The sequence below is a fragment of the Phyllobacterium sp. YR531 genome, from assembly GCF_000282595.1.
Lineage (GTDB): Bacteria > Pseudomonadota > Alphaproteobacteria > Rhizobiales > Rhizobiaceae > Phyllobacterium.
The window spans coordinates 252075-277925 of the sequence record NZ_AKIZ01000035.1; the positions used below are offsets into that span (position 1 = coordinate 252075).

A 25851-nucleotide genomic window follows, 5' to 3' on the forward strand; every position below is an offset into this window, starting at 1 on the left:
GCAGGAATTGTCGATAAGGGTTGATCAACAATGAGGATGTGGCGCTATGGATCTGGGTATCAAAGGAAAACGCGCAATCGTGTGCGCGAGTTCAAAGGGGCTGGGTCGGGGAGTAGCCGAAAAACTGGCGGAAGCCGGTGTAAATCTCACTTTGAACGCGCGCACCGAATCGACCTTGCGCGTTACTGCCGAAGAGATTGCCGGCAAATATGGCGTTACGGTTCAGATCGTAGCTGAGGATGTGACGAGTGAAGCAGGGCGACAGGCCTTGCTTCGGGCAGAGCCGCAAGCAGATATTCTTGTAAACAATGCGGGTGGGCCCCCTCCAGGTCTATGGTCGGATTGGGGCGAAGAAGAATGGCTCAAAGCAGTCAACAATAACATGCTGACGCCAATCCTGCTGATGAACGCTATTCTGCCCGGCATGATTGAACGCAAGTGGGGTCGCGTCGTCAATATTACCTCCGGCTCGGTCAAAGCTCCGATTGCACAGCTTGGCCTGTCCAATGCGGCGCGTAGCGGCCTTACTGGTTTTGTTGCCGGCACAGCGCGGCAAGTCGCCCGGCACGGCGTTATTATCAATAATCTTCTGCCCGGATCGCACGATACGGACCGGACAAAAGGTTTCATTGAACGTATAGCGACCACAAAGAACATATCCCTTGAAGAAGCTCGCGCCGAAGCATATGCGGGAAATCCGACGGGGCGTTATGGCACGGCAGAAGAGTTTGGAGCCGCCGCAGCTTTTCTTTGCAGTCAGTTCTCCGGATTTATTGTTGGCCAAAACCTGTTGCTGGACGGCGGTGCGTTCAATTCCACGTTGGGCTAGCAACCCGAAAGATGCTTGTGGTTAAATGTTCGCGATTTCTGCAACAGCATCGGCGAAAGCCTGTGGAGCTTCCTGAGGCAGGTTGTGGCCCACTCCGGGGATGATCCGGTGGATACGTTTGTTTTTGAAGAAGGCCGCCGTGGACTGTCCATCGGTGGCCGTGACGACGCCATCGCCATTGCCGTCAAGCGTGATAGCCGGAATCGTTATTGCGGGCTGGTCGTTAAGCTTTTCCTGCAATTCTGCATAGCGTTCATCTCCCGGAGCCAGACCAAAGCGATGGCGATAGGAATGGATCACGGTGTCGACATAATCGGGGCTGTCAAAAGCGATGGCAGCACGCTCAAACGTAGCATCATCGAATTGCCAGTTGGGTGATCATTGAGCCCAAAGGATACGTGCAATTTCTCTGCGATATTTCTCCAGTCCCGCACGGCCGCGTTCCTGATGGAAATAATACTGATACCATAGCGGTACCTCTCCCTCAGGCGGAACCGGCATTTGTGCTTTGGCAATATTCTGGATCAGATAGCTGTTGACGCAGACAAGGCCGATACAACGCTCCGGGTAAAGGGCAGCGGCAACGCAGGCCGCCCGACCTCCCCAATCATAACCAGCGACGACCGCACGCTCGATTTCGAGCGCATCCATAAGCGCAATGAGATCGGCTCCAATAGCGGCCTGTTCGCCAGAACGAGGCGTAGATGCATCAAGAAAACGCGTCGGCGCAAAGCCACGCAGATAAGGTACGATGACGCGCATTCCACGTGCCGTCAGAAGAGGCACAACATCATTGAAGCTGTGGATGTCATAAGGGAAACCGTGCATCAGCATCGCTACTGGCCCGTTCGCAGGACCTCCCTCGTAATAGGCAATATTCAGCACTCCAGCGTCGATGTTTTTAAGCGGCTCAAGACGTTTCAGTGGTAAGGACGCACCAGGTGCCATGGCAGTTCCTGTCTTATTGATAGCGCCAGAAGCCTGAGAAAAACCTGGTCCGGCAGTTATACCGATTTGAGCCGCAGCCAATCCGAAAGCCGCCGCGCCAAGGAGTTGGCGTCTTCGCGGGTTGATTTCATCTGACATAGTAAACGCTCTTTCTCAGTAGCTGTCGACGTCAATAACCGCTTGGGCAAAAGCTTGCGGGTCTTCTTGCGGGAGGTTGTGCCCAGCGCCCTTGATGATCCTGTGCGTACGTTTTCCGGAGAATTTTGCGGCATGGGAAGTGCCATCGGAAGCCGGTGCGACGCCATCGGAATCGCCATCAAGTGTTATTGTCGGCACTGCTATGACGGGACCTGCGGCAAGCCTCTTCTCCAGATCATCATACTGCGGATCACCCGAAACAAGGCTTAGTCGCCAGCGGTAATTGTGAATAACGATGGCAACGTAATCTGGATTATCGAAGGACGTGACGGTTCGATCCAAAGTGGCTGTATCGAAATCCCACTTTGGTGAATTAGCGCGCCAGATGAGATCTGTAAACTCACGCCTGTTTGCCTCGTAACCTGCCTTGCCCCGGTCCGTTGCAAAGTAAAATTGATACCACCAACCATGCTCAACCTTTGGAGACAAGGGCATCTTGTTACGTTCGAGATTATTGATCAGGTAGCCATTGACCGAAACCATCGCCTTGCAACGCTCTGGCCAAAGAGCCGCGATGATATTTGCTGTACGGGCACCCCAATCATAACCGGCAAGGATCGCTTTCTGGATACCCAATGCATCCATCAGCGCAATGATATCCAGCGCGACTACTGATTGCTGGGCATTGCGAAAAGCTTCAGCAGAAAGAAACCGGGTTGTACCATGCCCACGCAGATGCGGAACGATGACCCGATATCCGGCAGATGCAAGCAAAGGCGCAACATCGACGAAACTGTGCATGTCATAGGGCCAGCCGTGCAAAAGCAATACGGCGGGGCCATCTTTGGGGCCTAGATCGGCATAACCAATGTTCAGGACACCGGCATTGATCTGTTTGAGTGGCCCGAAAGATGTATTGGTCCCGGGTTTTATTTTGGAGATATCAGATATCTTTGGCTTGGCTGACTGCGCAAATGCGGAACTGGTAGCACTCAGCTGTGTTGCAGCCAGTGTCATTGCTGCGATGCCCAGAAAGCCGCGGCGATGATGGTTGATTTCTTCGGACATGGTTCTCTCCAATCGTCATGTTGAGGCTGAAGAGACCAAGTACTTGTATCGGCGATGTGTCCCCATCACCTTGAATTGAAAGCAAGTGTAGAAATCATGGGGTTGAATACACTGTGTTACAAATATTGGCTTTCGCCACGATCAAGCGAGAGGCGTCTCTTCTTTGCGGGCGGCGTTCATATTCTCAGCGGCTCTTGCATATCCTCCGTCCAATCCATCAAGAAAATGCAGATGAGACTTAGGGTTTCCGGTAGGCACGAGGCAGGTCATAAGCGCGTGCGATTGGCGATGCATGCCATAGCTTATCAAGCCTTCCGCCGCCGCATCTTTCAAAATGCCTTCAATAGTATCCGCCTGTTCCTCGGAACAGTCCAGCGTAAGACGCAGGACGTCGTCATACTTCCTGAAATCAGAGTTCATGACGATCTCCGACCATGTTTGCTGATCAAGCCCGCTTTTTGCGCCGATTGGAGTTGGAGAGGTCGTAGGGAGAGGATGGCCATGACGAACGCTCGAGTCGAGCACCGACAAAACTCTCTGTGCCAATGTGGAAAAACCTGCGGTGCCCTTGTTGTCCCGCGGTTCGACAAGCAGCGACAGGATTAGTCCGTGACGGCTGGGAAACGGTCGCCATTCACAGGATAGACCTGTCAGATCCACCTCTGAGATGGTCTCAATTGGTTCGACTGCATATTTTCCTCTCTTCATTTCGCGCTCGGCCCAACGCAGGCCGCCACCGGCGAACATCGAATAGGTTGTATGCTCTGACACTGCATAGCGGGCAATCTTGATGTCGCGGCCGTGGGCTCGGATTTCACTGACCGGAAGAAGTCCGGCGCGAAGGGTCAGGCCAAATCTGGAGTTCGCCATGGCAATGACCTGCTGTAACGCGGTCCTGGCCTTCTCAATGCCGTTGGCCGGCAATGCGAAAGACGCGCCATCGCCCCCGAAGGTAAACGGAAAGTCATATGTACCCCAGATATTGCCGACAGCTGCAACAACAGAGGCGCCGGTAAAGTTCACATCCTGATATGCGCCGCGCCGGATCGCCGACGTCGAGTCGACAACATCCGTCATGCCGATCACCCAGTCGTCAGGAAGTGGCTCATAGGCCGAATCGTTCAGGATACTCGTAAAGTCGCTATACGTACGCGCATGAGCTTCAAGTGTACTGTCCATGGCGGCTTTCCTTCTGCAGAAACTGTTTTGATAGGGTCTATATAAGGATGGTCCGCATGTATCTCCATTGTGTCAGCGATCAACCGTGTCGCATGGGAATGTTCTGAACGGCCAACATGATACACGGCGCTACAAATATGTTGGACATCGCTTGCTCATGACATGAGGGCGGTGCCCCGAAAACCAAATATTGCAATGGATTTGTATCACAAGGTATCTGAAAGCTGCTCCTATACAGTTGCGAACAATTCATCACAGCCAGTTTGCTGGACTTATGTGAGGGGCATACCTAATTAATGCATATCGTCATAATATATGATGAGCAATTTAATTATTGAGGAGCCTCCCATGAAGAAATCCTATCTCCTACCCCTTGTTGCAAGCCTTGCTGTTGTTGCTTCGGGTGGATTCTCCGCAGGCCTTGCCGCTGAAATCAAAAACATTGTCATCGTGCATGGTGCCTTCGCCGATGGGTCCGGCTGGCGGGCAGTTTCAGATACCCTGACAAAGGATGGGTATAAGGTGACGCTGGTACAGCAACCGCTGACATCACTGGACGAAGACGTTGCAGCAACCAAGCGCGTGCTCGACCTGCAGGACGGGCCGAGTATTCTCGTCGGCCATAGCTATGGTGGCATGGTGATTACCGGCGCAGGGAGTGCCGCCAACGTAGCGAGCCTCGTTTATGTTGCAGCATTCCAGCCCGATAAAGGCGAGAGCCTTGTCGATCTGGCAGGCAGCAAGCCGGTTGAAAATGCAAAGAAGGATACGATAAAGGCAACGCCGGATGGGTTCCTCTATCTTGATCCCGCCGCAGTACCGGAAGCTTTTGCGGCTGACCTGCCACTTGCTGAAGCGGAGTTTATCGCGCGGTCGCAGGTATTCGCTTCGCAAAAAGCTTTCACGGCAAAATCCGGTGAACCGGCATGGAAAACCAAGCCAAGCATAGCCATTATTGCCAAGAGTGATCGCTCCATCAATCCTGATCTTCAGCGTGATATGGCAAAACGCGCTGGCAGCAAGGTCTATGAGCTGGAAGCAAGTCACGTTCCCTATGCATCAAAACCGCAGGATGTGGCGAAGATCATCGAAGAAGCTGCCAAGAGCGCACCGAAGTAATTAAAGAAAGAGCACTGCAAAAATGCCGGTTGCAAAAAGCAGCCGGCATTTTTGTTTGGAAGCAGCAAAGCCTCTACAGAAAGTTACATTTCAGAGCAAAGTGAACACATCCCGGATACACGTATCAATCCTAATGCGGTGACTGGCTGCGGCCAGTAATATCTCACCGCAAAGGATAAAGACCATGATCATACTTGTAATTACCTTTCTTGGAGGTGTGCTGACTATTCTCAGCCCGTGCATCCTCCCTGTCCTCCCCTTTGTCTTTGCCCGTGCCGGGCGGCCATTCATGAAAAGCACTCTGCCGATGCTTGCTGGTATGGCACTAGCCTTTGCCGGTGTTGCGACTTTGGCGGCAGTGGGTGGCGGCTGGGCCGTGCAGGCCAATCAATATGGCCGCTATACGGCAATCGCGTTGCTTGCCGTGTTTGGCATTACGCTGGTTTCACCGGAAATATCGGAAAGGTTGATGCGTCCGGTGGTATCACTTGGCAACCGGCTGTTGCAAAAAGCGGATGGACGTGGCGCTGTGTCGTCCATAGGCGGCTCGCTTCTACTTGGTGTGGCAACTGGTCTTCTCTGGGCGCCATGTGCCGGACCCATACTCGGGCTTGTCTTGACGGGTGCAGCCTTGCAGGGCGCAAGCGTTAATACAACGCTGCTGCTTCTTTCCTACTCGGCAGGTGCAGCTACGTCTTTGGCGGTTGCCCTGCTGGTCGGCGGCAAAATATTGGCTCTCATGAAAAAATCATTTGGCGCAGGCGAGAGAGTTCGCCAGATTATTGGTGTTACGGTTCTTGCCGGTGTCGCAGCCATTGCGCTCGGACTTGATACCGGGTTTCTCGCCCGCCTGTCTTACACCAGCACGGCTGGACTGGAGCAGTCGATATTGAATCATGTGGAAGCGCAGGGCAAAAGCATTGCCGCTTCCAACTCCGTGAGTGGACCCATGGTCGCGGTGGTGGAGAAGCGTTCCACAAAAAGCGACCTGCCGGTGGAAGGACTATTCCCGTCGCTGGATGGGGCTGTTCAATGGCTGAACTCACCACCACTCACAACGGAGCAGCTCAAAGGCAAAGTTGTTCTCGTAGACTTCTGGACGTACTCCTGCATCAATTGCATTCATACTGTTCCCTATGTTCGCGCCTGGGCAGAGAAGTACAAGGATCAGGGTCTCGTTGTCGTCGGCGTTCACGCTCCGGAATATGCTTTTGAGAAGAATATCGAGAACGTGAAAAAGGCCGTGAAGGATTTTCAGATCGGATATCCCGTGGCTATCGATAACGACTTCAAGATCTGGAGAGCGTTCGAGAACAGTTATTGGCCCGCCCATTACTTTATCGATGCCAAAGGACAGATTCGCTATCACCATTTCGGTGAGGGTGACTATGAGCAATCCGAAAAAGTCATTCAGGATCTTCTGGCAGAAGCAGCGGGACTGCAGGCATCAAACGGATAATGGAAAGTCTGCGGGCCACGGCCCGCAGCCCCTCCTACACTACGTTACAATTCAGGCCGTTCCAGACACATGCCGGATAAGTACCCGGCGCTTTATTACGTCGGCTCAAAGAGCACAGAAGTACAACCAGTGAAGGAAACAAAATCATGAGTAAGATCGACCGCGTTCTTTATACCGGAAAGACAGTGACTACAGGCGGCCGGGATGGCGCATCCCGCAGCTCCGATGGGCGGTTGGACATTAAACTTTCGTCACCTGGAACAACTGGCGCTGGCACCAACCCTGAGCAATTGTTCGCAGCCGGGTGGTCAGCCTGCTTCATCGGTGCCATGGGACTCGCCGCTACCAAGTTGAAAGTCGCTTTGCCTGCTGATCTGTCCGTTAATACGGAAGTCGATCTCGGCGTGACTGAGGGAGCATACTTTCTCCAGGCCCGTCTTGACGTTAGCTTGCCCGGCCTTGATCGGGATACTGCTCAGGCACTGGTGGATGCAGCACATCAAACATGCCCTTATTCAAAGGCGACGCGCGGCAACATAGATGTCGTTATTACGCTGCAGTAGATGAAACGACGATGTCGCAAAGGAGTGAGTTCCCCAAGGATATTCACTCCTTTGCTATTCGCGACTGGCCTTGAGAAGGTTGTTCCGCAGGTTAGCCACGGCCTTCTGCAATATGGGAAATTCCTCCGGTGTCAGGCCGGAAGCCTTCATGGTAATTTCGCCAAAGCCAAAACCTCTTTCGCGAAGCTCGCGGCCAGAATCGGTCAATGAAATACGCACGTTGCGTTCATCCACCGTATCGCGGTTACGATGAAGATAACCCATGGTCTCCAGCCGTTTTAACATGGGGGTCATGGTGCTTGGCTCAAGAAACAGCTTCTCACTCAAACTTTTGACTGTCTGGTTATCTTCTTCCCACAGGGCGATGATCGTTATGTATTGCGGGTAGGTAAGCCCAAGCGCTTCGAGAACAGGCTTGTAGACCCGCGAATATGCAAGGTTGGTTGAGTAGATAGAAAAGCACATGAAGTCGGCAAGTTTTGCTGTCTTTGTGCGTGTCGGGGTCTGGTCAGTCATAATCACCTCCATCTCTTATCACAATTAATTATTACGCAAATGATTATCAAGCTTGCATTTCCAATCGCATGGAGATATATAATTATCACAATAACTAATTGCACATAATTTAAATAAGGTGAATGTGCTGAAGTTATCAGCGATCTTCCTGATAGTGTTTGCCGTGTTTGCTGCGCCGTGCGTCTACGACAGCACCTCCCGCGAACCATCGGCACTGGCCGGAATCGTTGCACCATTTTCTGCAGCCAGCGCGGTTCGATAATCCAACCCCGTCGAAAGTATGAGGAGCTTGTTATGAAACTCTACGACAACGAAATTTCATCTGCGGCATCGCGCGTTCGCATAGCACTCGCACTGAAGAACGTGCCGTATGAAAAACTGCAAATCGGCATTCTCGGCCCGGACGCCGAGAACCGGCAATCCGGCTACTTGAGCGTCAATCCGCAAGGGCTCGTCCCGGCTCTTTTAACTGATCAGGGTTCTCTGATTACTCAGTCGCTGGCAATTATCGAATATCTCGATGAGGTGTATCCCAAGCCATCGCTCTTGTCCGAGAATGCCGAAGATCGCGCATTTTCACGTTCTATAGCGCTTCTGATTGCAGCGGAAATCCATGCCCTGTTGCCACCGAGAATCAGGGCGCGCCTGCTTGGCATTCCGGGCTTTGGCACTGCCGATGTTACCGCATGGAATTGGCATTGGATTCTTGAGGGAATGAACGCAGTTGAAGCACTGCTCGCCAGCCGGAAGCAAACAAGGTTCTCTGCCGGGGATAATCCTTCCGTTGCGGACGTCTTTCTCTTCCCGCAAGCGATTAATACGGAGCGTGCGGGGGCTGATCTTGCTCAATGGCCGCATTTATCGCGGATTGTATCGTCGCTGAGAACAATTCCCGCCTTTGCTGAAAACGCACCCGTTGCTGCCAATCCTGCCGCCGCGCCACAGCCTGTTGCAGCAACAGTCTGAAATCTCCGTAACTCGATCAAAGGTTCGTTCGATGGATCATATTGACCACATACTCATTGTCGATGACGATCGCGAAATCCGTGAACTGGTTTCCAGCTATCTTAAAAAGAGTGGCCTGCGTGTAACCACCGCAGCAGATGGTCGACACATGCGGAAATTTCTCGAGGCAAATTCCGTTGATCTCATCATTCTTGATGTGATGATGCCTGGTGACGATGGTCTGGTACTCTGCCGGGAACTGCGTGCCGGAAAACACAAATCCACGCCAGTACTCATGCTGACTGCCCGTAACGATGAAACAGATCGCATTATCGGCCTGGAAATGGGCGCTGATGACTATCTGACAAAGCCATTTGCCGCCCGTGAATTGCTTGCTCGTATTAAAGCCGTTCTTCGCCGCACGCGTATGCTTCCACCAAACCTCCAGATCACTGAAATTGGCCAATTGCTTTCCTTCGGTGACTGGCAATTGAATACATCCGGACGGCACTTGCTCGATCGGAACGGGACAACGGTGGCTTTGAGTGGCGCGGAGTATCGTCTCCTGCGAGTGTTTGTGGATCACCCCCAGCGTGTACTCAACCGGGACCAATTGCTGAACCTGACACAAGGACGCGAAGCTGAATTGTTCGACCGGTCAATTGATCTGCTCGTCAGCCGTTTGCGGCAACGCCTTGCCGACGATGCGCGCGGATCATCCTATATCAAGACTGTCCGAAGCGAAGGCTATGTCTTTTCCATGCCTGTCGAGATCACCGAGGTCCGGCAATGAGTGCCATAGCCATTTTATCACTTCGCCCTTGGCCCCGGACTTTGCGTGCACGGCTGTTTCTGATTTTTCTGGCAGGACTGACCATCGCCCACTGCATGTCATTCGGAGTTCTGTTTCTTGAGCGCTATATGACAGCCAAAGCGATGATGCTCACAAACTTTGAACAGGATGTGGCAACGTCAGTAGCGGTTCTGGATCATCTGCCTGCCAATGAACGGGGTCAGTGGGCAGGGCGTCTCGACAAGGGTAATGCGCGCTACATTCTAGGGCCAGGCGTCACAGGCATCCCCGAGCTTACCAGCACAGGTGTTGATGTTGAATTGACTATCCGCAAAGCGGTTGGTCCGAACATACCCGTTTCAGTTGAATCTATTCAAGGCACAAAACGGGTTCAGGCCAAGCTGATCCTGAGTGATGGCTCACCGCTGACGATCGAAGTAAATCCCACGATCATGCCGATTGCAGATTGGCTTCCTCTTGTTTTGATAACCCAGTTGGTGCTGATCATCCTTTGCAGCTGGTTTGCGGTTCGTCTTGCGATACGGCCGCTGGTCGATCTTGCAAACGCTGCCGATGCATTGGACCCCAACAAGACAGCCCCGCGGCTGAGCGAAACAGGGCCGAGTGAAGTTGCCTATGCTGCCACCGCTTTCAATGCGATGCGTGATCGTATCGCGCATTATCTTGAAGAGAGAGTGCAGATACTCGCCTCCATTTCACATGATTTGCAGACACCCATCACGCGCATGAAATTGCGGGCCGAGTTCTCGGAAGGTTCGGCAGAAAAGGACAAGCTGATCCAGGATTTAGCCGAGATTGAGCGGCTCGTGCATGAGGGTATTGCCTATGCGCGCAGTGCGCACGGCAACACAGAGAAATCCACAAAAGTCGATATCGAATCCTTCATGGAAAGCCTTGTTTACGATTATCAGGACACTGGAAAATCCGTATCGATAGCCGGTGATGTTGAAACGGCGATATTGACCCGGCCTCATGCATTACGCCGTATTTTCACAAATCTCATCGACAATGCACTCAAGTTTGGCGGAAGTGCCGAAGTGAGTTTACAGCAAAATGCAGAAGGCTATGTTTTGATTAGTGTCCTTGATCGAGGTCCCGGTATTCCCGACGATCAACTGGAGGCAGTGCTTCAGCCATTCTTTCGGCTTGAACAATCTCGCAATCGCGGCACTGGGGGGACGGGGCTGGGACTTGCCATCGCACATCAATTGGCGATGGGCATAGGCGCGACGCTTAAGCTGCGCAATCGAGATGGCGGCGGCTTATCGGCAGAGCTTACTCTAAATTGATTGGCTTTTGTTTGCCTACTATCGAGGTATGCGTCTTGACGGGCCATATGGTCAATCCATAACTGTTGAAGCCTGAAAGGTAGATGAAATCGACGTTTCATCAGCATGAGAGATCTGAATGACACGAAACTTCGAGAAGCCGGGCCGCTCGCTGGCCGTAGCGACAAATGGTATGGCTGCCACATCTCACCCGGCGGCAACGCTGGTCGCCGTTGAAACGTTGCAGCGCGGTGGCAATGCCATAGATGCTGCAGTGGCAGCCGCAGCGGTTCAAGGTGTGGTGGAAGCTGGCTCAACGGGCATTGGCGGCGATTGTTTTTGCATGCTTTCTCAGCAAGGTTCGACGGATGTTATTGCCTATAATGGTTCTGGACGCACGCCGACAGCCGCTCGTTTTGAGACATTTTCGGCAATGGGCATCGCCAAAATCCCGGCGCAATCACCACATGCTGTCACCATACCCGGAGCGATAGAAGCATGGGCGCGGCTTGTCCGAGATCATGGCCGTCTCGATCTTGGTGACATACTGCGCCCGGCCGTCAGAATTGCTCGTGAGGGCTATGCAATTGCGCCACGTGTTGCTTACGACCTGATGAACAATACAGCGCATATCGCAGCAAACGAACGAGCACTGACCACCTTTCTCGACAATGGAAAACCGCTTCCGGTAGGCGCCATCCACAGCCAGCCCCAACTCGCACATACGTTGGAGGCAGTTGGAGAAAATGGACCGGATGCGTTTTATACCGGGGCGATTGCCGAGGACATGGTGGCGAGTCTGCAGAGCCTTGGCGGTCTTCACACGCTTGCAGATTTTGCTGCGGCCAAAGGCGAGTATGTTACGCCGATAAGCACGAATTTTCACGGTCGCACTGTCTACGAGTGTCCGCCGAATGGCCAAGGCGTCATCGCATTGATGATCATGAACATTCTTTCCCGGTTCAAAATCAAAGACGGGCCGCTGGATATCGATAATCTCTACATCGAACTTGAAGCGACACGATTGGCTTATGCAGCTCGTGACCAATTTTTGGCAGACAATCCCGATGATTCTGTCCCTACCGGTTATCTTCTGTCGGACGCTCTGGCCGGTAAACTCGCCGCCCGTATCAATATGGCGAAAGTGATTGATCCGCTACCTGTTCTTGATGAGGTGGAACACAAGGATACGGTCTATATCAGTGTCGTCGACAAGGATCGCAATGCAGTAAGCCTGATCAATTCGATCTTTGGCGCCTATGGTAGTGGAATCGTCAGCCGCCGTTCGGGCGTTCTGTTTCATAATCGCGGGTCAAGCTTCTCGCTCACTGCGGGGCACCCGAATGCTATAGCGCCGAACAAGAGACCAATGCATACAATCATTCCCGGCATGATTGCAGAAGATGGTCGGGTGATGATGTCTTTCGGCGTTATGGGCGGACACTATCAGGCAATGGGGCACGCCCACTTCATGTCCAAGTTGTTCAATCATGGAATGGACATACAAAGCGCCATGGACCTGCCGCGACTGTTTCCTCTTCCTGGCACGACAACAGTCGAGTGTGAAGAAGCTATCCTCTCTTCGGTGGGGCCGGACCTTATGCGGCGAGGCTATACCGTGATTCCTGCTGCGCGCCCGATTGGCGGCGCACAGGCCGTTCAAATCAACTGGAAGCAGAACAGCCTTATCGGGGCTTCCGATTTTCGGAAGGACGGAATGGCGCTCGGTTATTGAAGCCGTATGCCCAAGCATGCTGCGTTATCGGTCGTTAATTCAGACTGCGACAGCGCATCTATTGACGGATAGGGGCGGGATATGAAAAGTCCCGCCCAATCCATTGCATCAGGAAGCAGCTATGATCCGCCATATTGTATTCTTCAGCGCCCGTAACAAAGATGACGTTGAAGCAATCGTCACCGGACTGAAACAGCTTGGCGACATACCCCATTCAATCATCTTCGAAGTCATGAAGAATACGAAGGTCGATCCCATTTCAGGCGAAATCGACGTCGTCGTCTATGGTGAATTCGAGGATGAGAATGCTCTTGCAGCCTACAAGGCACACCCGATCTATTCGGCAACAACAGCCTTGGTAAAACCGATGCGTGAATTGCGCATCTCTGCCGACGTTGTATCGACGCTCTAACTATTGCCAGAGATATTTTCGAGGATAGGGCAGTCGGGCCGCTGATCGCCGTGACAATGGGCGATCAAATGGTTCAGCGTCTGCTGCAGTTCACGAAGTTCAATGATCTTGCGGTCAATTTCGTGAAGCTTGGATTGTGCCATTGATTTGACGTCAGCACTGGCTCGGTCCTTGTCCTCATAAAGTGCCAGCAGTTGGCGGCACTCTTCAACAGAAAATCCCAATCCCCGCGAGCGTTGCAGAAAGCGCAACTTGTGCACGTCTGACACCGAATAATCGCGATAACCATTGTCGGAGCGATCAGGTTTCAGCAGGCCGATATCCTCGTAGTACCTTATGGTCTTCGCCGGGAGCCCGGAACGTTCGGAAGCATTGCCAATGTTCATGAGAGCCTCACAATTTTATGGTGCGCAGACGAAGCGCATTCGCGATGACCGAAACCGATGAAAGACTCATCGCAGCAGCCGCTAGCATGGGCGACAACAACAGGCCGAAAACCGGATAGAGAATTCCAGCGGCAACGGGAACACCGAGCACATTGTAGATAAAGGCAAAGAACAGGTTCTGTTTGATATTTCGGATCGTAGCGGTAGCAAGCTGACGAGCACGAACAATCCCGTTCAAATCGCCTTTCACCAAGGTGATTCCAGCGCTTTGCATTGCCACGTCAGCTCCGGTTCCCATCGCAATCCCGACATCGGCTGCTGCCAGCGCAGGTGAATCATTCACACCATCACCGGCCATTGCGATTTTTGACCCCTTTGCCCGCAATTCGTCGATGAGCTGTTTTTTGGTTTCTGGCAGCATGTCAGCGCGAACCTCGTCAATTCCAAGCTCCTTGCCTACGGCCTGCGCGGTAATTGCGTTATCGCCCGTAGCCATAATGATGCGAAGCCCTGCCTTGTGTAGTAGGCGGATCGCCTCGGCTGTCGTTGCCTTGATGGGGTCGGCAACTGCCAGAATACCCGCCGCCTTGCCATCAATGGCAACAAAAAGAGCGCTTTTACCAGCAGCCCTCAGCGTATCGGCCTGTCGGGTCAGGGCAGAGAGATCAACACCGCTATCCTGCATCATGGCGAGATTGCCGAGTGCGATGGCATTGGGACCGACCTTGCCCGATATGCCCTTGCCGGTAACAGCGTTAAAATCACTTGCGTCGCGAACGACGAGATTGCGTGTTGCCGCACCTTCAACGATGGCCTCGGCCAGCGGATGCTCAGAGCCTTTTTCAAGGCTAGCCGCAAAGGCGAGCAGTTCATTCTCGAAAATACCGGCCACCGTCACGATATCAGTCAGCTTTGGTTTGCCCTCTGTCAACGTGCCGGTTTTATCGACGATCAGCGTATCAACATTGGCAAAGCGCTCAAGCGCCTCGGCATCCTTTATCAGCACACCGGCCTGAGCGCCGCGCCCGGTTGCTGTCATGATCGACATTGGCGTGGCCAGTCCCAATGCGCAGGGACAGGCGATGATCAGCACCGAGACCGCAGCCACGAGCCCATAGATCATTCTGGGTTCAGGGCCGATCAGTGCCCAAGCGGCGAATGCGATGACAGCGACAAGAACAACTGCCGGAACAAAGTAACTGGCCACCCGGTCTGCCATGCCCTGAATCGGCGCGCGTGAGCGTTGTGCCGATGCTACCATGCCGACGATCTGTGACAGCACAGTATCCGCGCCTACTTTCTTCGCAGTAATCAGCAAAGTGCCATTCCGGTTGAGTGTGCCGCCCGTCACATTGTCATCAAGGGTTTTCTCAACGGGAAGTGGCTCTCCTGTCAGCATTGATTCGTCAATGGAAGAGCGTCCCTCGACAACGACACCGTCCACGGGCACGCTTTCACCAGGGCGAACACGCAGACGATCGCCTACAATGACCTCCTCAAGCGGTACATCGTTCTCGGTGCCATCTGCAGCCACGCGGCGCGCGGTTTTGGGGGCGAGGTCAAGAAGTGCCCGGATTGCGGAGCCGGTACGTTCGCGGGCTTTCAATTCGAGGATTTGCCCGAGAAAGACAAGGGTGACGATGACCGCAGCCGCTTCAAAATAGACCGGCACCGAGCCGCCATGCATGCGGAATGAATGAGGGAAAATATCGGGAAGCAAAGTTGCAACAACGCTGAATGCATAGGCTGCACCCACACCAATGGCGATAAGCGTCCACATATTCGGACTACGATGAATAAACGAAGACCATGCACGTTCGAAGAACGGGATGGCGGCCCAGACAACAACGGGAGTTGCCAGCACAAACTCCAGCCACACGGCAAGAGGCTCTCCAATCCAGGTGCGCAATGGCAAACCAAGCATAGGTCCCATTGTTACGAAGAGAAGCGGCACAGAACAGAGGGCACTGATCCAGAAGCGCCTCGTAAAATCGACCAGTTCGGGATTGGGGCCTTCGTCGCCGGTCGGAATGCCCATGGGTTCGAGTGCCATACCACAGAGCGGACAGGACCCAGGGCCGTCTTTGACAATCTCCGGATGCATTGGACAGGTGTATTGCGTCCCTGCAGGCATCGCTTTCGGCGCGGGGCGATCACCAAGATAATCCTGCGGAGATCTTTCGAATTTCGCCATGCAACTGGCCGAGCAGAAATAATATTTCTCACCTTCGTGCCGCAGAAAATGCTTGGCACTGGCGCGATAGACTTTCATGCCGCAGACAGGATCTGTTGCCTCCAAATAGGTTTCCGGATCCTTTGTGAACTTTGAATGGCACCCCGCTGAGCAGAAATGAAACACTCGTCCATCATGTGTAGCCGTCAGTTTTCCGGCATTCGGGTCCACAAGCATCCCGCAAACCGGATCGCGTATTATGACCTCTGACTGGCTCCCCCCGCAGCAGGAGTGATTATGATGATGATTGTGGTCGTGTTTCATTGATGCAGCTTTCGGTTATAAACCAGATAGTGCATCCAAGATAATCTTTCCAGTAACTGGAAGGTCAAGGGCGATATGTATTATTCTATGAGCCCGAAACAATGTCGGGCTCTGCTTTGGCAAACTGTCAACCAGCCTGACTGATTTCTTCGCCGGTGCCAAGCTGGCCTGCTTCCCAACCAAGGATCGCCCTTTTGCGGGTAAGACCCCAATGATACCCGGTCAATGCGCCAGATTTCCCAACGGCCCGATGGCAGGGTACGACAAAGGAAACCGGATTGGCACCCACTGCCGCACCAACGGCCCGTGATGCTTTGGGCGATCCGATATCGGCGGCGATGTCGGAATAGGCAACGCATTTACCCATCGGAATCTTGAGCAAAGCTTCCCAGACGCGAAGCTGGAAGTCTGTTCCGATAGTGACAACTTTCAGTGGCTTGTCAGCGCGCCATTCCGATGGATTGAACACGCGAGCTGCATAGGGAGCTGTTGCGCCCAAATCTTCCACGTAGGTGGCATTGGGCCAGCGGGAAGACATATCGGCAAGCGCTTCCCTCTCTTTGCCGGGATCAGCGAATGCCAAACCGGCCAATCCGCGATCTGTCACCATAATCAACGCCTGACCAAATGGTGAAATCAGGAAACCGTAGCGGATCGTCAGTCCTGCACCACGCGATTTGTAATCTCCCGGCGACATGCCTTCATGAGTCACGAAAAGATCATGCAGGCGTCCCGGGCCGGACAGGCCGGTTTCATAGGCAGTCTCAAGCAGTGGCATGCCCTCATCGAGCAGTCGCCGGGCATGGTCTATTGTCACTGCCTGCAAAAACCCCTTCGGAGACAAGCCGGCCCAGCGCGTGAAAAGTTTCTGCAAGCCGGTAGGCGAAAGACCCGTATCGCGAGCCAATGTCTCAAGCGAAGGCTGGTCACGATAATCCTTGCTGATTCGCTCAATGATATGACTGACAATGGCGTAATCATCGCCACTCGGCGTAATGTCTTTCTGAAGTATGGCATGTGGTTTCATGGTTCTGTACCTCGTTGTTGAGGATATATGACCATTGATATGGGTTCCCCGCCACCCGATTCTTGCGCTTGTTTATACTACCGGCTTTTAGCCGCTGCCAAAGCACTCTGAAAGGCGGAAGCGAAGCTTTCTCTATCATCGGGATTGAGGAAAGAGCCGATAGTCAGTGCCTTGCCGCGACTTTCCACCTGCATCGATGTGATACCGATTTCCGCATGACGGGCGACAATAAACCTTGTCCAGAAGGGATTGAACTCATGCAGCTTGGTTCTGCCTGATGGGGCAATCTGACGAACCTGCAAAGCAATGCGGGATACCCTCACTTCCTCATGCGTACGGGCCGATCTGTAGTTGAGGCGGAAAGCAATATAAACCAGCAGAACATCAAGCCCGAAGAACCCGAATACCGGCCAGGCTCCCAGCATCAGGAAGAAAAGGCCGGTTACAAAGCTGCTGATACCAAGCGCACCCATCAGCACCAGAAACCCTATTTTTCCAAGCGAGCGATGTGGCACCAGAAGAGCGTGAAAAATCTCTTCTTCGTTGATGCCTCCAGCGTCAATTGGGTCGATTGTTTGGCTCATGGTGTTTAAGTATAGAAGGCAAATGAAAAATCCCAAGCGTAAAATTGATCAGATTAGCGTGAGTAGCGCAACGCCTGCCAAGGCCCGACGCGTGGCTGGTACGAGCTACAGTGCAGCGGAAATCCATGAGATATTTCGGCGGTTTTCCATCCAGAGACCTGAGCCGAAAGGTGAGCTTGAGCATGTCAATCCGTTTACACTGCTCGTCGCAGTTGTTCTTTCGGCACAGGCAACAGATGTGGGGGTGAACAAAGCAACACGGGCGCTTTTCAAGATCGCAGATACCCCGGAGAAAATGCTGGCGCTGGGTGAAGAGAAGGTCGGCGATTATATCAGGACAATCGGTCTTTGGCGCAACAAGGCCAAGAACGTGATCACCCTGTCGCAAACACTGATCAATGATTACGGCAGTGTTGTTCCCGATAGCAGGGATGAATTGGTCAAGCTGCCAGGCGTTGGCCGCAAGACGGCAAATGTCGTGCTCTCAATGGCATTCGGCCAGGCAACAATGGCCGTAGACACGCATATTTTCCGCATCGGAAACCGCTTGGGCCTGGCACCTGGCAAAACGCCGGAACAGGTGGAAGACAAGTTGATGAAGATCATTCCGGCGGAATATCTTTATCACGCCCATCATTGGCTTATTTTGCATGGGCGATACACCTGCAAGGCGCGCAAGCCGGAATGCCCGGCCTGTATTATTGCTGATATCTGCAAGGCAGCCGAAAAAACATCAGAAATGCCTGCTCCGCTTGTGCCGCTTCCACCGCAGGTCTTCTGACAAACCTTGCTAATGTACAGCAGCCGGTGGCTCGGACTGCGCAACAGCCTTGTGCAGATGCACCATCATCGCTGCAGCAAACAAGGGCGTCAGCAGGTTGAGGATCGGGATAGCCATGAAGGCGGCAATCAACAGGCCAGCCAGAAACACGGTGGTTGAGTGCTTGGAACGCAAGGCTTTCGCCTCCATTTCAGGACGGAAGCGCATAGCGGCGAATTCAAAAAATTCGCGCCCCAGCAGATAGCCATTCACCACGAAAAACGCGATGATGTTAACGCCGGGTATCAACAGCAAAAGCAGCGCAATAATGTTGCCGATGATAACGATACCAAGGAACTTGATGGACAGGACAAAAGATCGGAGCGTTGGGAGCGATTTACCTTTCGGATCAAGGGGATAATCTTCCTTTTCCACGACTTCCGCTACATCATCGAGAAACAGGCCGGCAACGATGGCGGTGATCGGTGCAATCAAAAGAGCCAAGCCGAGCGCGAGACCAAGACTGGCCAGAATACCTGCAATAAAGCCAATCCAGCCTGTCCAGGCAGGCAGTTCCGGGATCATTTGATCGACGAAAGGCCATGCCAACGCCTCGAATAACTCACGCAACCCAAACCAGACACCCGCCAGAAGCAGGATTGTCAGCCCGATGGATTTCCAGAGGACGGAGCGGAATTCCGGCCTGAACAGATGGCCCGCTGCAGCGCGGGCGCTTTCAAGGATCATGGTACTCCGTGCTCCGATTGCTCTTGGACACCCGAGATAGGGTCGGTAATGGTTGATGACAAGGCAACATCCCAAACGAGGGGTGGTAAAGCGATGGCTGACGCGCTACGAAGTGCTCCGGAATACTCACTTACAGGTGTAATCGCTGCCTAGGCGGCCTCGCAATCCGGAGAATTCATGTCCAGCTATGACGTGCTTTGCATCGGCAATGCCATTGTCGATATCATTGCCCGCACCGATGACGATTTCATCGTGAAAAACGGCATTATCAAGAACGCAATGAACCTGATTGATGCCGATCGTGCGGAATTTCTCTATGAACGTATGGGCCCCGCCATTGAGGCTTCCGGCGGAAGTGCCGGCAATACAGCTGCAGGTGTCGCCAGTCTTGGTGGACGCGCCGCCTATTTCGGCAAGGTGGCTGATGACCAGCTGGGTCATGTCTTTATTCATGATATCCGCTCGCAAGGCGTAGCCTTCGATACGCGGGTTTTGCAGGCTCCTCCGCCCACGGCCAGATCAATGATTTTCGTGACGCCCGATGGCGAGCGTTCCATGAACACTTATCTGGGTGCCTGCATTGAGCTGGGGCCGGAGGATGTGGAAAGCTCAAAAGTTTCCGAAGCCAAGGTAACTTATTTTGAGGGATATCTCTGGGATCCGCCCCGTGCAAAGGAAGCTATCCGCCTCTCGGCAAAAATCGCGCACGAACATGGCCGTGAATTATCCATGACGCTCTCCGATCCATTCTGCGTCGACAGATATCGCGACGAGTTTCTGGACCTCATGCGTTCCGGCACCGTGGACATCGTATTTGCCAATGAAGCCGAATTGAAATCACTGTATCAGACTGATGATTTCGAAAAGGGCCTTGATCTGATCCGCAAGGATTGCAAGCTGGCCGCTATCACACGCTCCGAAAAAGGCTCGGTGGTTGTGTCAGGCGATGAAACCGTTTCAGTTCCCGCAATCGAGATTGCGGAACTGGTGGATACGACCGGTGCGGGCGATCTTTACGCGGCTGGCTTCCTGTTCGGCTACACCAATGGCCGCGCCTTGGTTGATTGTGCCAAGCTCGGTTCGTTGACTGCAGGTCTGGTGATTCAGCAGATCGGCCCTCGGCCTCAGCAAAATTTGAGGACCGCCGCCGAACGGGCAGGGCTACTCTGAACGGATATAGCCATCCCGCTTGAGTTCTTCATCAGTGCGGCCCGGCTTGTGATAGTTGGGCAATATCCATCCGAAATAAAGCGCTCCGCCGCGCACGGCAAATGCGGCGAGCGCGGCTACCAGGGCTGCGATTTCGGGAGCAACGGAAAGCTTGTAGAGTAGCGTATAGGCACTGGAACCAGCCAGCGCTGCCGTGACATATATCTCGCGTCGCATCAGAACGGACGGCTCCCCGGAAACAATATCGCGCAGAATGCCACCGAAAGTTGCCGTCAAAATGCCGGTCACGACTGCAATTGTTGAATCGAAGCCCAGTGCGAGGCCCTTTGCTGCGCCAAGTACGCTATAGGCCGCGAGTCCCAAGGCATCGAGCCAGAGAAGCAAGCGGTAGCGCGATTCCAGCAGGTTGGCCGAAAAGTAGACGATGAAGGCGGCTGCAGTGCAGACCAGAAGATTGCCGGGGTCCTGCACCCAGAACACCGGAACGCCTAAAATCAGATCGCGCAATGTGCCGCCGCCAATACCTGTAACCGCAGCCAGAAACACAAAGGCGATGATGTCGAGTTGCCGCCGGGATGCGGCCAGCGCTCCCGTCGCCGCGAAAACAAACACGCCCGCATAATTGAATAGTTGAATCATGGTCATGGGCAGTGTCCCCTGCGCTTTATCGCGATCACTGCTTCTACAGCACGCCACTGCGGAAATGAAAAGAGCCACGTTCCGGTTTGAAACGTGGCTCTTTGCTTGTTCTACCTTTTGGATCAGGCGTCTTTTTCCGCTTGCGGGTTAATTGGTCCCGGCTCGGGCTGGCCTTCCGCCGAGGCCTGCTTCGGTCCACCTTTGGAAACGCCGACCAGAGCAGGGCGCAACATGCGGTCGCCAATAACAAAACCGGACTGCGCTACCTGCAATACGGTGTTGTGCGGAACATCGGCATTCGGAATTTCAAACATGGCCTGATGGAAATTCGGGTCGAATTTCTGCCCTTGCGGCTCGATCTTCTTGACGCCGTGACGTTCCAGAGCCGAAATCAACGAGCGTTCAGTAATGTCCACGCCTTCGGCCAGCGCCTTGAAACCGGCATCACCTTGCGCAAGCACATCGGCAGGAATTGCTTCCAGTGCACGCTTCAAATTGTCAGAAACCGAAAGCATGTCGCGTGCAAAGTTTGCAACCGAATAGCTGCGCGCATCATGCACATCGCGTGCCGTGCGCTTGCGAAGGTTTTCCATGTCGGCAGCAAGGCGCAGCAACTGATCTTTCAGGTCGCCATTTTCAGCGCGCAGCTTGTCCAGTTCAGCCCAATTCTGGGCATTCGCCTCGACTTCATCTTCATTTGCCAGCGCGTATTCTTCAGCCTTGCGTGATTTCAGAAAATCATCGGCAGCGCGTTTCAGCGCATCCCGGTCGCGCGGATTCTTCAGGTCGCGCTGATCGAGATCAGGTGTGTCGTGATTGTTCTTGTCGTCAGTCATCTGTGCAGTCCGTCCTATATTCGTAAGTTGCGCTGGATATCGAGGTTTAGTGCCCGAAAATCAAGTGCAAATGGGTTATCTCAGGAGTCTTGAGACAAGTTGCGCCGTATAATCCACCATAGGGACGATGCGGGCGTAGTTGAGCCGGGTTGGTCCGATCACACCGAGTGCACCAATAATGCGTTGTTCGGAATCGCGATAGGGAGCAATAACCAACGACGAACCGGATAGGGAAAACAGCTTGTTTTCCGAACCAATAAAAATACGCACACCCGGCCCGGCTTCCGCCAGATCAAGCAGCTGCAATGTGCCTTCTTTGGTCTCCAGATCATCGAAAAGATGACGCAGACGATCCAGATCAGCTTCGGCGTGAATGGAATCGAGCAGATTGCCACGTCCGCGGACAATCAGGCGGGCAGGCTGCCCCGCGCCATCTCCACCCCACACAGCCAGGCCTTGCTGCACCAGATGCTGCGAAAGACTGTCGAGAGCCTGCTGCGTTTCATCCTTCAACCGGGCTATCTCCTGACGTGCCTCGGTTATTGTACGCCCCTGAATATGCGCATTGAGAAAATTGGATGCCTCGATCAATTGCGAGGGTGTTACGCCGATTGGAAGGTCTATGACGCGGTTTTCCACATCGCCGTTCTGGGTAACGAGCACCGCCAAGGCTTTTGTCGGTTCCAGCCGCACGAACTCTATATGCTTCAACGCACCTTCAACCTTGGTTGCGAGCACAAGGCCCGCACCGCGCGACATGCCGGAAAGAATCTGGCTTGCTTGCGTCAGAACGTTTTCTGCCGACTGCGCATCACCGGCTCGCACCTGCGCTTCAATTGAATTGCGCTCGGACGAGGAAAGATCACCAACTTCCATGAATGCATCAACGAAAAACCGCAAGCCAAGTTGGGTAGGCAGGCGTCCGGCCGAAATATGCGGCGCATAAACAAGGCCCAGATGCTCAAGATCGCTCATGACATTGCGGATAGTGGCTGGTGACAGCGCCACGGGCAATATGCGAGACAGGTTGCGCGAGCCTACGGGCTCACCATCGCCCAGATAGCTCTCAACGATACGCCGGAAAATATCGCGTGATCTTTGATCGAGCGATTGAAGTGCTTCCGGGGCGACTGCCTTGTTCATCGTACCTCGTCTATCCATCGGTTCATGCCTGATATAAGCATTCTTGACGCAATCATCAAAGCCTTTGCTTCATTACGTCATCGCGGTTAAAAGGCCGAAAGCTTATCAACAAGAGGTCTATCCATGCGTCACTCCAAACGAGCCCCCGACGAAATGCGCGCCATTTCCTTCGAGCGCGGCGTTTCCAAACATGCTGAGGGCTCGTGCCTGGTCAAGTTCGGTGACACCCATGTTCTTTGTACAGCAAGCCTTGAGGAAAAAGTGCCAGGCTGGATGCGCAACACAGGAAAAGGTTGGGTAACAGCTGAATATGGCATGTTGCCTCGCTCGACGGGTGACCGCATGCGCCGCGAGGCTTCATCCGGCAAGCAGGGTGGTCGTACGCTTGAAATTCAGCGTTTGATCGCGCGTTCACTGCGGGCCGTCGTTGATTTGCAGGCGCTCGGCGAAGTTCAGATCACTGTGGATTGCGATGTCATTCAGGCGGATGGCGGCACGCGTACCGCAGCAATCACCGGCGGTTGGGTTGCCTTGCATGAATGCTTGCGATGGATGGAAACACGCCAGATGCTCAAAGTGGAAAAGGTACTGAAAGACCATGTTGCGGCAATCTCCTGCGGCATTTCCAATGGTACGCCGGTTATTGATCTCGATTACATTGAAGATTCCACTGCACAGACCGATGCCAACTTCGTCATGACTGGCAAGGGTGGCATTGTTGAGGTGCAAGGTACTGCTGAGGGTGAGCCTTTTTCACAGGAAGAACTGCTTGCCCTTATGGATCTGGCTCGCAATGGCATTACGCGGCTGGTTTCGCTGCAGAAAATGGCAGTCAGCTAAGGGGCGGAACCATGCAGCCATCGAGCATACTGGAAACAGCGCTTTATGTAGATGATGTTGAAGCGGCGGCGCAGTTTTATGGTGGCCTGCTCGGTCTGGAATGTATTTTGCGCGCCGGAGAGGAATCAGCATTTTTCACCTGCGGTGCAGGTGTGCTTATCGTCTTCAATGCAGAAAAGCTGAAAGAGCGCCCTGAGGGCGGTCTGCCCATTCCAAAACATGGCGCCAAAGGCCCGGGGCACGTGTGTTTTCGCGCGACTCGGGATGAAATTGCCGATTGGAAAGCCCATCTGACAGTGCATGGTATAGAAATCGAAAGTGAGTTCGACTGGCCAAGTGGTGCGCACTCGCTGTATTTCCGCGATCCTTCGGGCAATTCGGTTGAGTTCGCGGAACCAAAATTATGGAATTTGAAATGAGAACATTGGAAAAGGGCAAGCTGCTGGTTGCCAGCCACAATCAGGGCAAGATCAATGAAATGATTGATCTGCTTGGCCCATTTGGTTTTGAGGTTGTGTCTGCTGCCGAGCTGGGGCTGCCCGAGCCTGATGAGACTGGAACGACCTTCGAAGAAAACGCCTATATCAAAGCCTTTGCAGCCGCCAAGGCGACAGGGCTTGTGGCGCTTTCGGATGACTCCGGTCTGTGTGTAGACGCTTTGGGTGGCAATCCGGGCGTATACACTGCCAATTGGGCGGAATTGCCGGACGGAAAGCGTGACTTCGCTCACGGAATGCAAAAGGTCGAGACAGCGCTCCAGAACGAAGGTGTCAGCAAGTCTGAAGATCGTGGGGGCAGGTTTGTCTCGGTCATCTGCCTTGCGTGGCCGGATGGGGAAGCCAATTATTATCGTGGTGAAGTGGAGGGCGAAATTGTCTGGCCACCACGTGGAACAGCCGGTTTTGGCTTCGATCCCGTGTTCAAGCCAGACGGCTATGAAACGACCTTCGGTGAAATGACGGCGGAACAGAAGCATGGCTGGAAACCCGGCGATGCATTGGCCTTGTCCCATCGTGCCCGCGCTTTCCAGCTGTTTGCAAAAGACTGTCTGGATGCCGCATGAACCACAGCGACCATAGATCCGAATCCGGCTTCGGGATCTATGTCCACTGGCCCTTTTGCATGGCGAAGTGTCCCTATTGCGATTTCAACTCGCATGTCCGGCATCAGGCTGTGGATCAGCCGCGCTTTGCAGCGGCGTTTGCACGCGAAATGGCAACCATGCGTCAGCGAACCGGGGCACGCAAAGTCTCAAGTATATTTCTGGGTGGCGGTACGCCGTCGCTGATGCAGCCTGAGACTGTGGGTTCCGTCTTGAACGAAATCGCCCGCAACTGGCATGTGCCGGATGATATCGAGATTACGCTAGAAGCGAACCCGACAAGTGTCGAGGCGGATCGCTTTCGCGGCTATCGAGCTGCGGGCGTCAATCGCGTATCACTTGGCGTACAGGCGTTGAACGATCCGGATTTGCGTCGCCTTGGTCGCATGCACAATGTCGATGAGGCTTTGGTTGCGATAAAATTGGCACGGGAGATTTTCCCGCGGCTTTCATTTGACCTGATCTATGCAAGGCCGGACCAAACAATCGAGGCATGGCGGGATGAACTGGCCAAAGCCATTTCCTATGCTGCTGATCATTTGTCGCTCTATCAGCTGACAATTGAGGAGGGCACACCATTCTATAACCTCTGGAAGGCAGGCAAGCTGGTTACGCCGGATGGCGATCATGCAGCGGCGCTTTATGCCGAAACGCAGGATGTTACCGCGCAGTATGGCTTGCCCGCCTATGAGATTTCAAATCACGCTGCGCCGGGAGCTGAATCCCAGCACAATCTCGTCTATTGGCGTTACGGCGAATATGTTGGTGTTGGGCCGGGTGCGCACGGACGCTTTATAGAAAATGGTACGCGTGCCGTAACCATTACCGAGCGTCATCCTGAAACATGGGTGCAAAAGGTCGAAGCTGATGGCCATGGCGTTGTCGAAGAAGAGTTCTTGACCGGTGAACAGGAAGGTGACGAATTCCTGCTAATGGGTCTGCGTCTGGTGGAAGGTATCGATCTTTCCCGTTACGAACGTCTGACCGGACATGGAGTCAAGGAGAGCAAAGTGATTTCCTTGGCGGAACAGGGTCTTATTGAATATATCGGCAATAGCCGCATCAGGACTACACCTGAAGGCGCTATAGTGCTCAATGCAGTCATCGCCGATTTGGCGGCTTAGGGA

The 25851-nt window shown here is 53.6% G+C and carries 25 protein-coding genes and 2 pseudogenes; 15 read left to right on the top strand and 12 right to left on the bottom strand.

Features of this window, described 5'->3' with window-relative positions; genetic code table 11:
• Positions 1–46 precede the first annotated feature (46 nt).
• Positions 47–829, top strand: a complete 783-nt coding sequence (locus PMI41_RS19005; RefSeq protein WP_008127580.1) for an SDR family oxidoreductase — start codon at positions 47–49, stop codon at positions 827–829.
• Between the two features lie 21 nt (positions 830–850).
• On the opposite strand, the pseudogene PMI41_RS19010 reads toward PMI41_RS19005, so the two are convergent.
• From PMI41_RS19010 to PMI41_RS19020, 3 genes and pseudogenes are all read right to left on the bottom strand, one after another.
• A pseudogene (locus tag PMI41_RS19010) lies at positions 851–1915 on the bottom strand (alpha/beta hydrolase).
• A gap of 15 nt (positions 1916–1930) precedes the next feature.
• Positions 1931–2983, bottom strand: coding sequence for an alpha/beta hydrolase (locus PMI41_RS19015; RefSeq protein ID WP_008127586.1), 1053 nt, complete (start codon positions 2981–2983; stop codon positions 1931–1933).
• A gap of 141 nt (positions 2984–3124) precedes the next feature.
• Positions 3125–4162, bottom strand: coding sequence for a DUF3095 domain-containing protein (locus tag PMI41_RS19020; protein ID WP_008127587.1), 1038 nt, complete (start codon positions 4160–4162; stop codon positions 3125–3127).
• A 348-nt stretch (positions 4163–4510) separates the two neighbouring features.
• On the opposite strand from PMI41_RS19020, the gene PMI41_RS19025 reads away from it, so the two are divergent.
• The 3 genes and pseudogenes from PMI41_RS19025 to PMI41_RS19035 all read left to right on the top strand — a co-directional run bounded on the left by PMI41_RS19025 (position 4511) and on the right by PMI41_RS19035 (position 7303).
• Positions 4511–5281, top strand: coding sequence for an alpha/beta hydrolase (locus PMI41_RS19025; protein ID WP_008127588.1), 771 nt, complete (start codon positions 4511–4513; stop codon positions 5279–5281).
• 184 nt (positions 5282–5465) lie between these two features.
• Positions 5466–6713 (top strand): annotated as a pseudogene (locus tag PMI41_RS19030) (cytochrome C biogenesis protein DipZ); the annotation flags it as partial.
• Positions 6714–6886: 173 nt separating this feature from the next.
• On the top strand, positions 6887–7303 hold the full coding sequence (locus tag PMI41_RS19035; RefSeq protein ID WP_008127590.1) for an organic hydroperoxide resistance protein: 417 nt from the start codon (positions 6887–6889) through the stop codon (positions 7301–7303).
• 54 nt (positions 7304–7357) lie between these two features.
• Here PMI41_RS19035 and PMI41_RS19040 read toward each other — a convergent pair whose 3' ends face one another.
• On the bottom strand, positions 7358–7819 hold the full coding sequence (locus tag PMI41_RS19040) for a MarR family transcriptional regulator (protein WP_008127591.1): 462 nt from the start codon (positions 7817–7819) through the stop codon (positions 7358–7360).
• Positions 7820–8113: 294 nt separating this feature from the next.
• On the opposite strand from PMI41_RS19040, the gene maiA reads away from it, so the two are divergent.
• The 5 genes from maiA to PMI41_RS19065 all read left to right on the top strand — a co-directional run bounded on the left by maiA (position 8114) and on the right by PMI41_RS19065 (position 12993).
• The gene (gene maiA, locus PMI41_RS19045) at positions 8114–8785 is read left to right on the top strand and encodes a maleylacetoacetate isomerase (protein WP_008127592.1); all 672 of its coding nucleotides are present in this window, start codon (positions 8114–8116) and stop codon (positions 8783–8785) included.
• 31 nt (positions 8786–8816) lie between these two features.
• Positions 8817–9557, top strand: coding sequence for a response regulator (locus tag PMI41_RS19050; RefSeq protein WP_008127594.1), 741 nt, complete (start codon positions 8817–8819; stop codon positions 9555–9557).
• Complete coding sequence (locus PMI41_RS19055; RefSeq protein WP_008127596.1) at positions 9554–10867, top strand: ATP-binding protein; 1314 nt, start codon at positions 9554–9556, stop codon at positions 10865–10867. The genes PMI41_RS19050 and PMI41_RS19055 overlap by 4 nt, the downstream gene beginning before the upstream one ends.
• Positions 10868–10985: 118 nt before the next feature.
• Complete coding sequence (locus tag PMI41_RS19060) at positions 10986–12581, top strand: gamma-glutamyltransferase family protein (protein WP_008127597.1); 1596 nt, start codon at positions 10986–10988, stop codon at positions 12579–12581.
• Between the two features lie 121 nt (positions 12582–12702).
• A complete protein-coding gene (locus PMI41_RS19065) occupies positions 12703–12993 on the top strand; it encodes a Dabb family protein (protein ID WP_008127599.1) in 291 nt (96 codons plus the stop codon).
• Here the strand turns inward: PMI41_RS19065 and cueR are convergent.
• From cueR to PMI41_RS19085, 4 genes are all read right to left on the bottom strand, one after another.
• Positions 12990–13379, bottom strand: a complete 390-nt coding sequence (gene cueR, locus PMI41_RS19070) for a Cu(I)-responsive transcriptional regulator (protein ID WP_008127601.1) — start codon at positions 13377–13379, stop codon at positions 12990–12992. The genes PMI41_RS19065 and cueR overlap by 4 nt on opposite strands.
• Positions 13380–13386: 7 nt before the next feature.
• The gene (locus PMI41_RS19075) at positions 13387–15876 is read right to left on the bottom strand and encodes a heavy metal translocating P-type ATPase (RefSeq protein WP_008127603.1); all 2490 of its coding nucleotides are present in this window, start codon (positions 15874–15876) and stop codon (positions 13387–13389) included.
• A gap of 127 nt (positions 15877–16003) precedes the next feature.
• A complete protein-coding gene (locus PMI41_RS19080; protein ID WP_008127605.1) occupies positions 16004–16903 on the bottom strand; it encodes a bifunctional helix-turn-helix domain-containing protein/methylated-DNA--[protein]-cysteine S-methyltransferase in 900 nt (299 codons plus the stop codon).
• A gap of 77 nt (positions 16904–16980) precedes the next feature.
• Complete coding sequence (locus tag PMI41_RS19085) at positions 16981–17487, bottom strand: DUF2244 domain-containing protein (RefSeq protein ID WP_008127606.1); 507 nt, start codon at positions 17485–17487, stop codon at positions 16981–16983.
• Positions 17488–17509: 22 nt separating this feature from the next.
• On the opposite strand from PMI41_RS19085, the gene nth reads away from it, so the two are divergent.
• On the top strand, positions 17510–18268 hold the full coding sequence (nth, locus tag PMI41_RS19090) for an endonuclease III (RefSeq protein WP_008127608.1): 759 nt from the start codon (positions 17510–17512) through the stop codon (positions 18266–18268).
• Between the two features lie 9 nt (positions 18269–18277).
• Here the strand turns inward: nth and PMI41_RS19095 are convergent, their stop codons facing one another.
• A complete protein-coding gene (locus PMI41_RS19095) occupies positions 18278–18994 on the bottom strand; it encodes a sulfate transporter family protein (protein ID WP_008127610.1) in 717 nt (238 codons plus the stop codon).
• Positions 18995–19171: 177 nt separating this feature from the next.
• Between PMI41_RS19095 and PMI41_RS19100 the strand changes: the two genes are divergently transcribed.
• Positions 19172–20164 carry an adenosine kinase gene (locus PMI41_RS19100; protein WP_008127612.1) on the top strand — a complete coding sequence of 331 codons (993 nt, stop codon included), beginning with the start codon at positions 19172–19174 and terminating at the stop codon, positions 20162–20164.
• Here PMI41_RS19100 and PMI41_RS19105 read toward each other — a convergent pair.
• The 3 genes from PMI41_RS19105 to hrcA form a co-directional block, all read right to left on the bottom strand.
• Positions 20156–20809, bottom strand: a complete 654-nt coding sequence (locus PMI41_RS19105) for a trimeric intracellular cation channel family protein (RefSeq protein ID WP_008127614.1) — start codon at positions 20807–20809, stop codon at positions 20156–20158. The two genes, PMI41_RS19100 and PMI41_RS19105, sit on opposite strands and share 9 nt — an antisense overlap.
• 116 nt (positions 20810–20925) lie before the next feature.
• On the bottom strand, positions 20926–21639 hold the full coding sequence (grpE, locus tag PMI41_RS19110; RefSeq protein ID WP_008127615.1) for a nucleotide exchange factor GrpE: 714 nt from the start codon (positions 21637–21639) through the stop codon (positions 20926–20928).
• 75 nt (positions 21640–21714) lie between these two features.
• The gene (hrcA, locus tag PMI41_RS19115) at positions 21715–22782 is read right to left on the bottom strand and encodes a heat-inducible transcriptional repressor HrcA (RefSeq protein ID WP_040855825.1); all 1068 of its coding nucleotides are present in this window, start codon (positions 22780–22782) and stop codon (positions 21715–21717) included.
• 123 nt (positions 22783–22905) lie between these two features.
• On the opposite strand from hrcA, the gene rph reads away from it, so the two are divergent.
• Genes rph through hemW form a run of 4 tightly spaced genes read left to right on the top strand, consistent with a single transcriptional unit; the run spans position 22906 to position 25848 of the window.
• Positions 22906–23622, top strand: a complete 717-nt coding sequence (gene rph / locus PMI41_RS19120; protein ID WP_008127620.1) for a ribonuclease PH — start codon at positions 22906–22908, stop codon at positions 23620–23622.
• An 11-nt stretch (positions 23623–23633) separates the two neighbouring features.
• The gene (locus tag PMI41_RS19125; RefSeq protein ID WP_008127621.1) at positions 23634–24041 is read left to right on the top strand and encodes a VOC family protein; all 408 of its coding nucleotides are present in this window, start codon (positions 23634–23636) and stop codon (positions 24039–24041) included.
• Positions 24038–24685 carry an RdgB/HAM1 family non-canonical purine NTP pyrophosphatase gene (gene rdgB / locus PMI41_RS19130; protein ID WP_040855828.1) on the top strand — a complete coding sequence of 216 codons (648 nt, stop codon included), beginning with the start codon at positions 24038–24040 and terminating at the stop codon, positions 24683–24685. Before PMI41_RS19125 ends, rdgB begins: the two co-directional genes overlap by 4 nt.
• On the top strand, positions 24682–25848 hold the full coding sequence (gene hemW / locus PMI41_RS19135) for a radical SAM family heme chaperone HemW (protein ID WP_008127624.1): 1167 nt from the start codon (positions 24682–24684) through the stop codon (positions 25846–25848). Before rdgB ends, hemW begins: the two co-directional genes overlap by 4 nt.
• The last annotated feature ends 3 nt before the right edge of the window (positions 25849–25851 follow it).

Bases quoted from the DNA above. Each gene is read 5' to 3' on its own strand.
- PMI41_RS19005 (WP_008127580.1), top strand. From the start codon at position 47: ATGGATCTGGGTATCAAAGGAAAACGCGCAATCGTGTGCGCGAGTTCA.
- PMI41_RS19015 (WP_008127586.1), bottom strand. From the start codon at position 2,983: ATGTCCGAAGAAATCAACCATCATCGCCGCGGCTTTCTGGGCATCGCA.
- PMI41_RS19020 (WP_008127587.1), bottom strand. From the start codon at position 4,162: ATGGACAGTACACTTGAAGCTCATGCGCGTACGTATAGCGACTTTACG.
- PMI41_RS19025 (WP_008127588.1), top strand. From the start codon at position 4,511: ATGAAGAAATCCTATCTCCTACCCCTTGTTGCAAGCCTTGCTGTTGTT.
- PMI41_RS19035 (WP_008127590.1), top strand. From the start codon at position 6,887: ATGAGTAAGATCGACCGCGTTCTTTATACCGGAAAGACAGTGACTACA.
- PMI41_RS19040 (WP_008127591.1), bottom strand. From the start codon at position 7,819: ATGACTGACCAGACCCCGACACGCACAAAGACAGCAAAACTTGCCGAC.
- maiA (WP_008127592.1), top strand. From the start codon at position 8,114: ATGAAACTCTACGACAACGAAATTTCATCTGCGGCATCGCGCGTTCGC.
- PMI41_RS19050 (WP_008127594.1), top strand. From the start codon at position 8,817: ATGGATCATATTGACCACATACTCATTGTCGATGACGATCGCGAAATC.
- PMI41_RS19055 (WP_008127596.1), top strand. From the start codon at position 9,554: ATGAGTGCCATAGCCATTTTATCACTTCGCCCTTGGCCCCGGACTTTG.
- PMI41_RS19060 (WP_008127597.1), top strand. From the start codon at position 10,986: ATGACACGAAACTTCGAGAAGCCGGGCCGCTCGCTGGCCGTAGCGACA.
- PMI41_RS19065 (WP_008127599.1), top strand. From the start codon at position 12,703: ATGATCCGCCATATTGTATTCTTCAGCGCCCGTAACAAAGATGACGTT.
- cueR (WP_008127601.1), bottom strand. From the start codon at position 13,379: ATGAACATTGGCAATGCTTCCGAACGTTCCGGGCTCCCGGCGAAGACC.
- PMI41_RS19075 (WP_008127603.1), bottom strand. From the start codon at position 15,876: ATGAAACACGACCACAATCATCATCATAATCACTCCTGCTGCGGGGGG.
- PMI41_RS19080 (WP_008127605.1), bottom strand. From the start codon at position 16,903: ATGAAACCACATGCCATACTTCAGAAAGACATTACGCCGAGTGGCGAT.
- PMI41_RS19085 (WP_008127606.1), bottom strand. From the start codon at position 17,487: ATGAGCCAAACAATCGACCCAATTGACGCTGGAGGCATCAACGAAGAA.
- nth (WP_008127608.1), top strand. From the start codon at position 17,510: ATGAAAAATCCCAAGCGTAAAATTGATCAGATTAGCGTGAGTAGCGCA.
- PMI41_RS19095 (WP_008127610.1), bottom strand. From the start codon at position 18,994: ATGATCCTTGAAAGCGCCCGCGCTGCAGCGGGCCATCTGTTCAGGCCG.
- PMI41_RS19100 (WP_008127612.1), top strand. From the start codon at position 19,172: ATGTCCAGCTATGACGTGCTTTGCATCGGCAATGCCATTGTCGATATC.
- PMI41_RS19105 (WP_008127614.1), bottom strand. From the start codon at position 20,809: ATGACCATGATTCAACTATTCAATTATGCGGGCGTGTTTGTTTTCGCG.
- grpE (WP_008127615.1), bottom strand. From the start codon at position 21,639: ATGACTGACGACAAGAACAATCACGACACACCTGATCTCGATCAGCGC.
- hrcA (WP_040855825.1), bottom strand. From the start codon at position 22,782: ATGAACAAGGCAGTCGCCCCGGAAGCACTTCAATCGCTCGATCAAAGA.
- rph (WP_008127620.1), top strand. From the start codon at position 22,906: ATGCGTCACTCCAAACGAGCCCCCGACGAAATGCGCGCCATTTCCTTC.
- PMI41_RS19125 (WP_008127621.1), top strand. From the start codon at position 23,634: ATGCAGCCATCGAGCATACTGGAAACAGCGCTTTATGTAGATGATGTT.
- rdgB (WP_040855828.1), top strand. From the start codon at position 24,038: ATGAGAACATTGGAAAAGGGCAAGCTGCTGGTTGCCAGCCACAATCAG.
- hemW (WP_008127624.1), top strand. From the start codon at position 24,682: ATGAACCACAGCGACCATAGATCCGAATCCGGCTTCGGGATCTATGTC.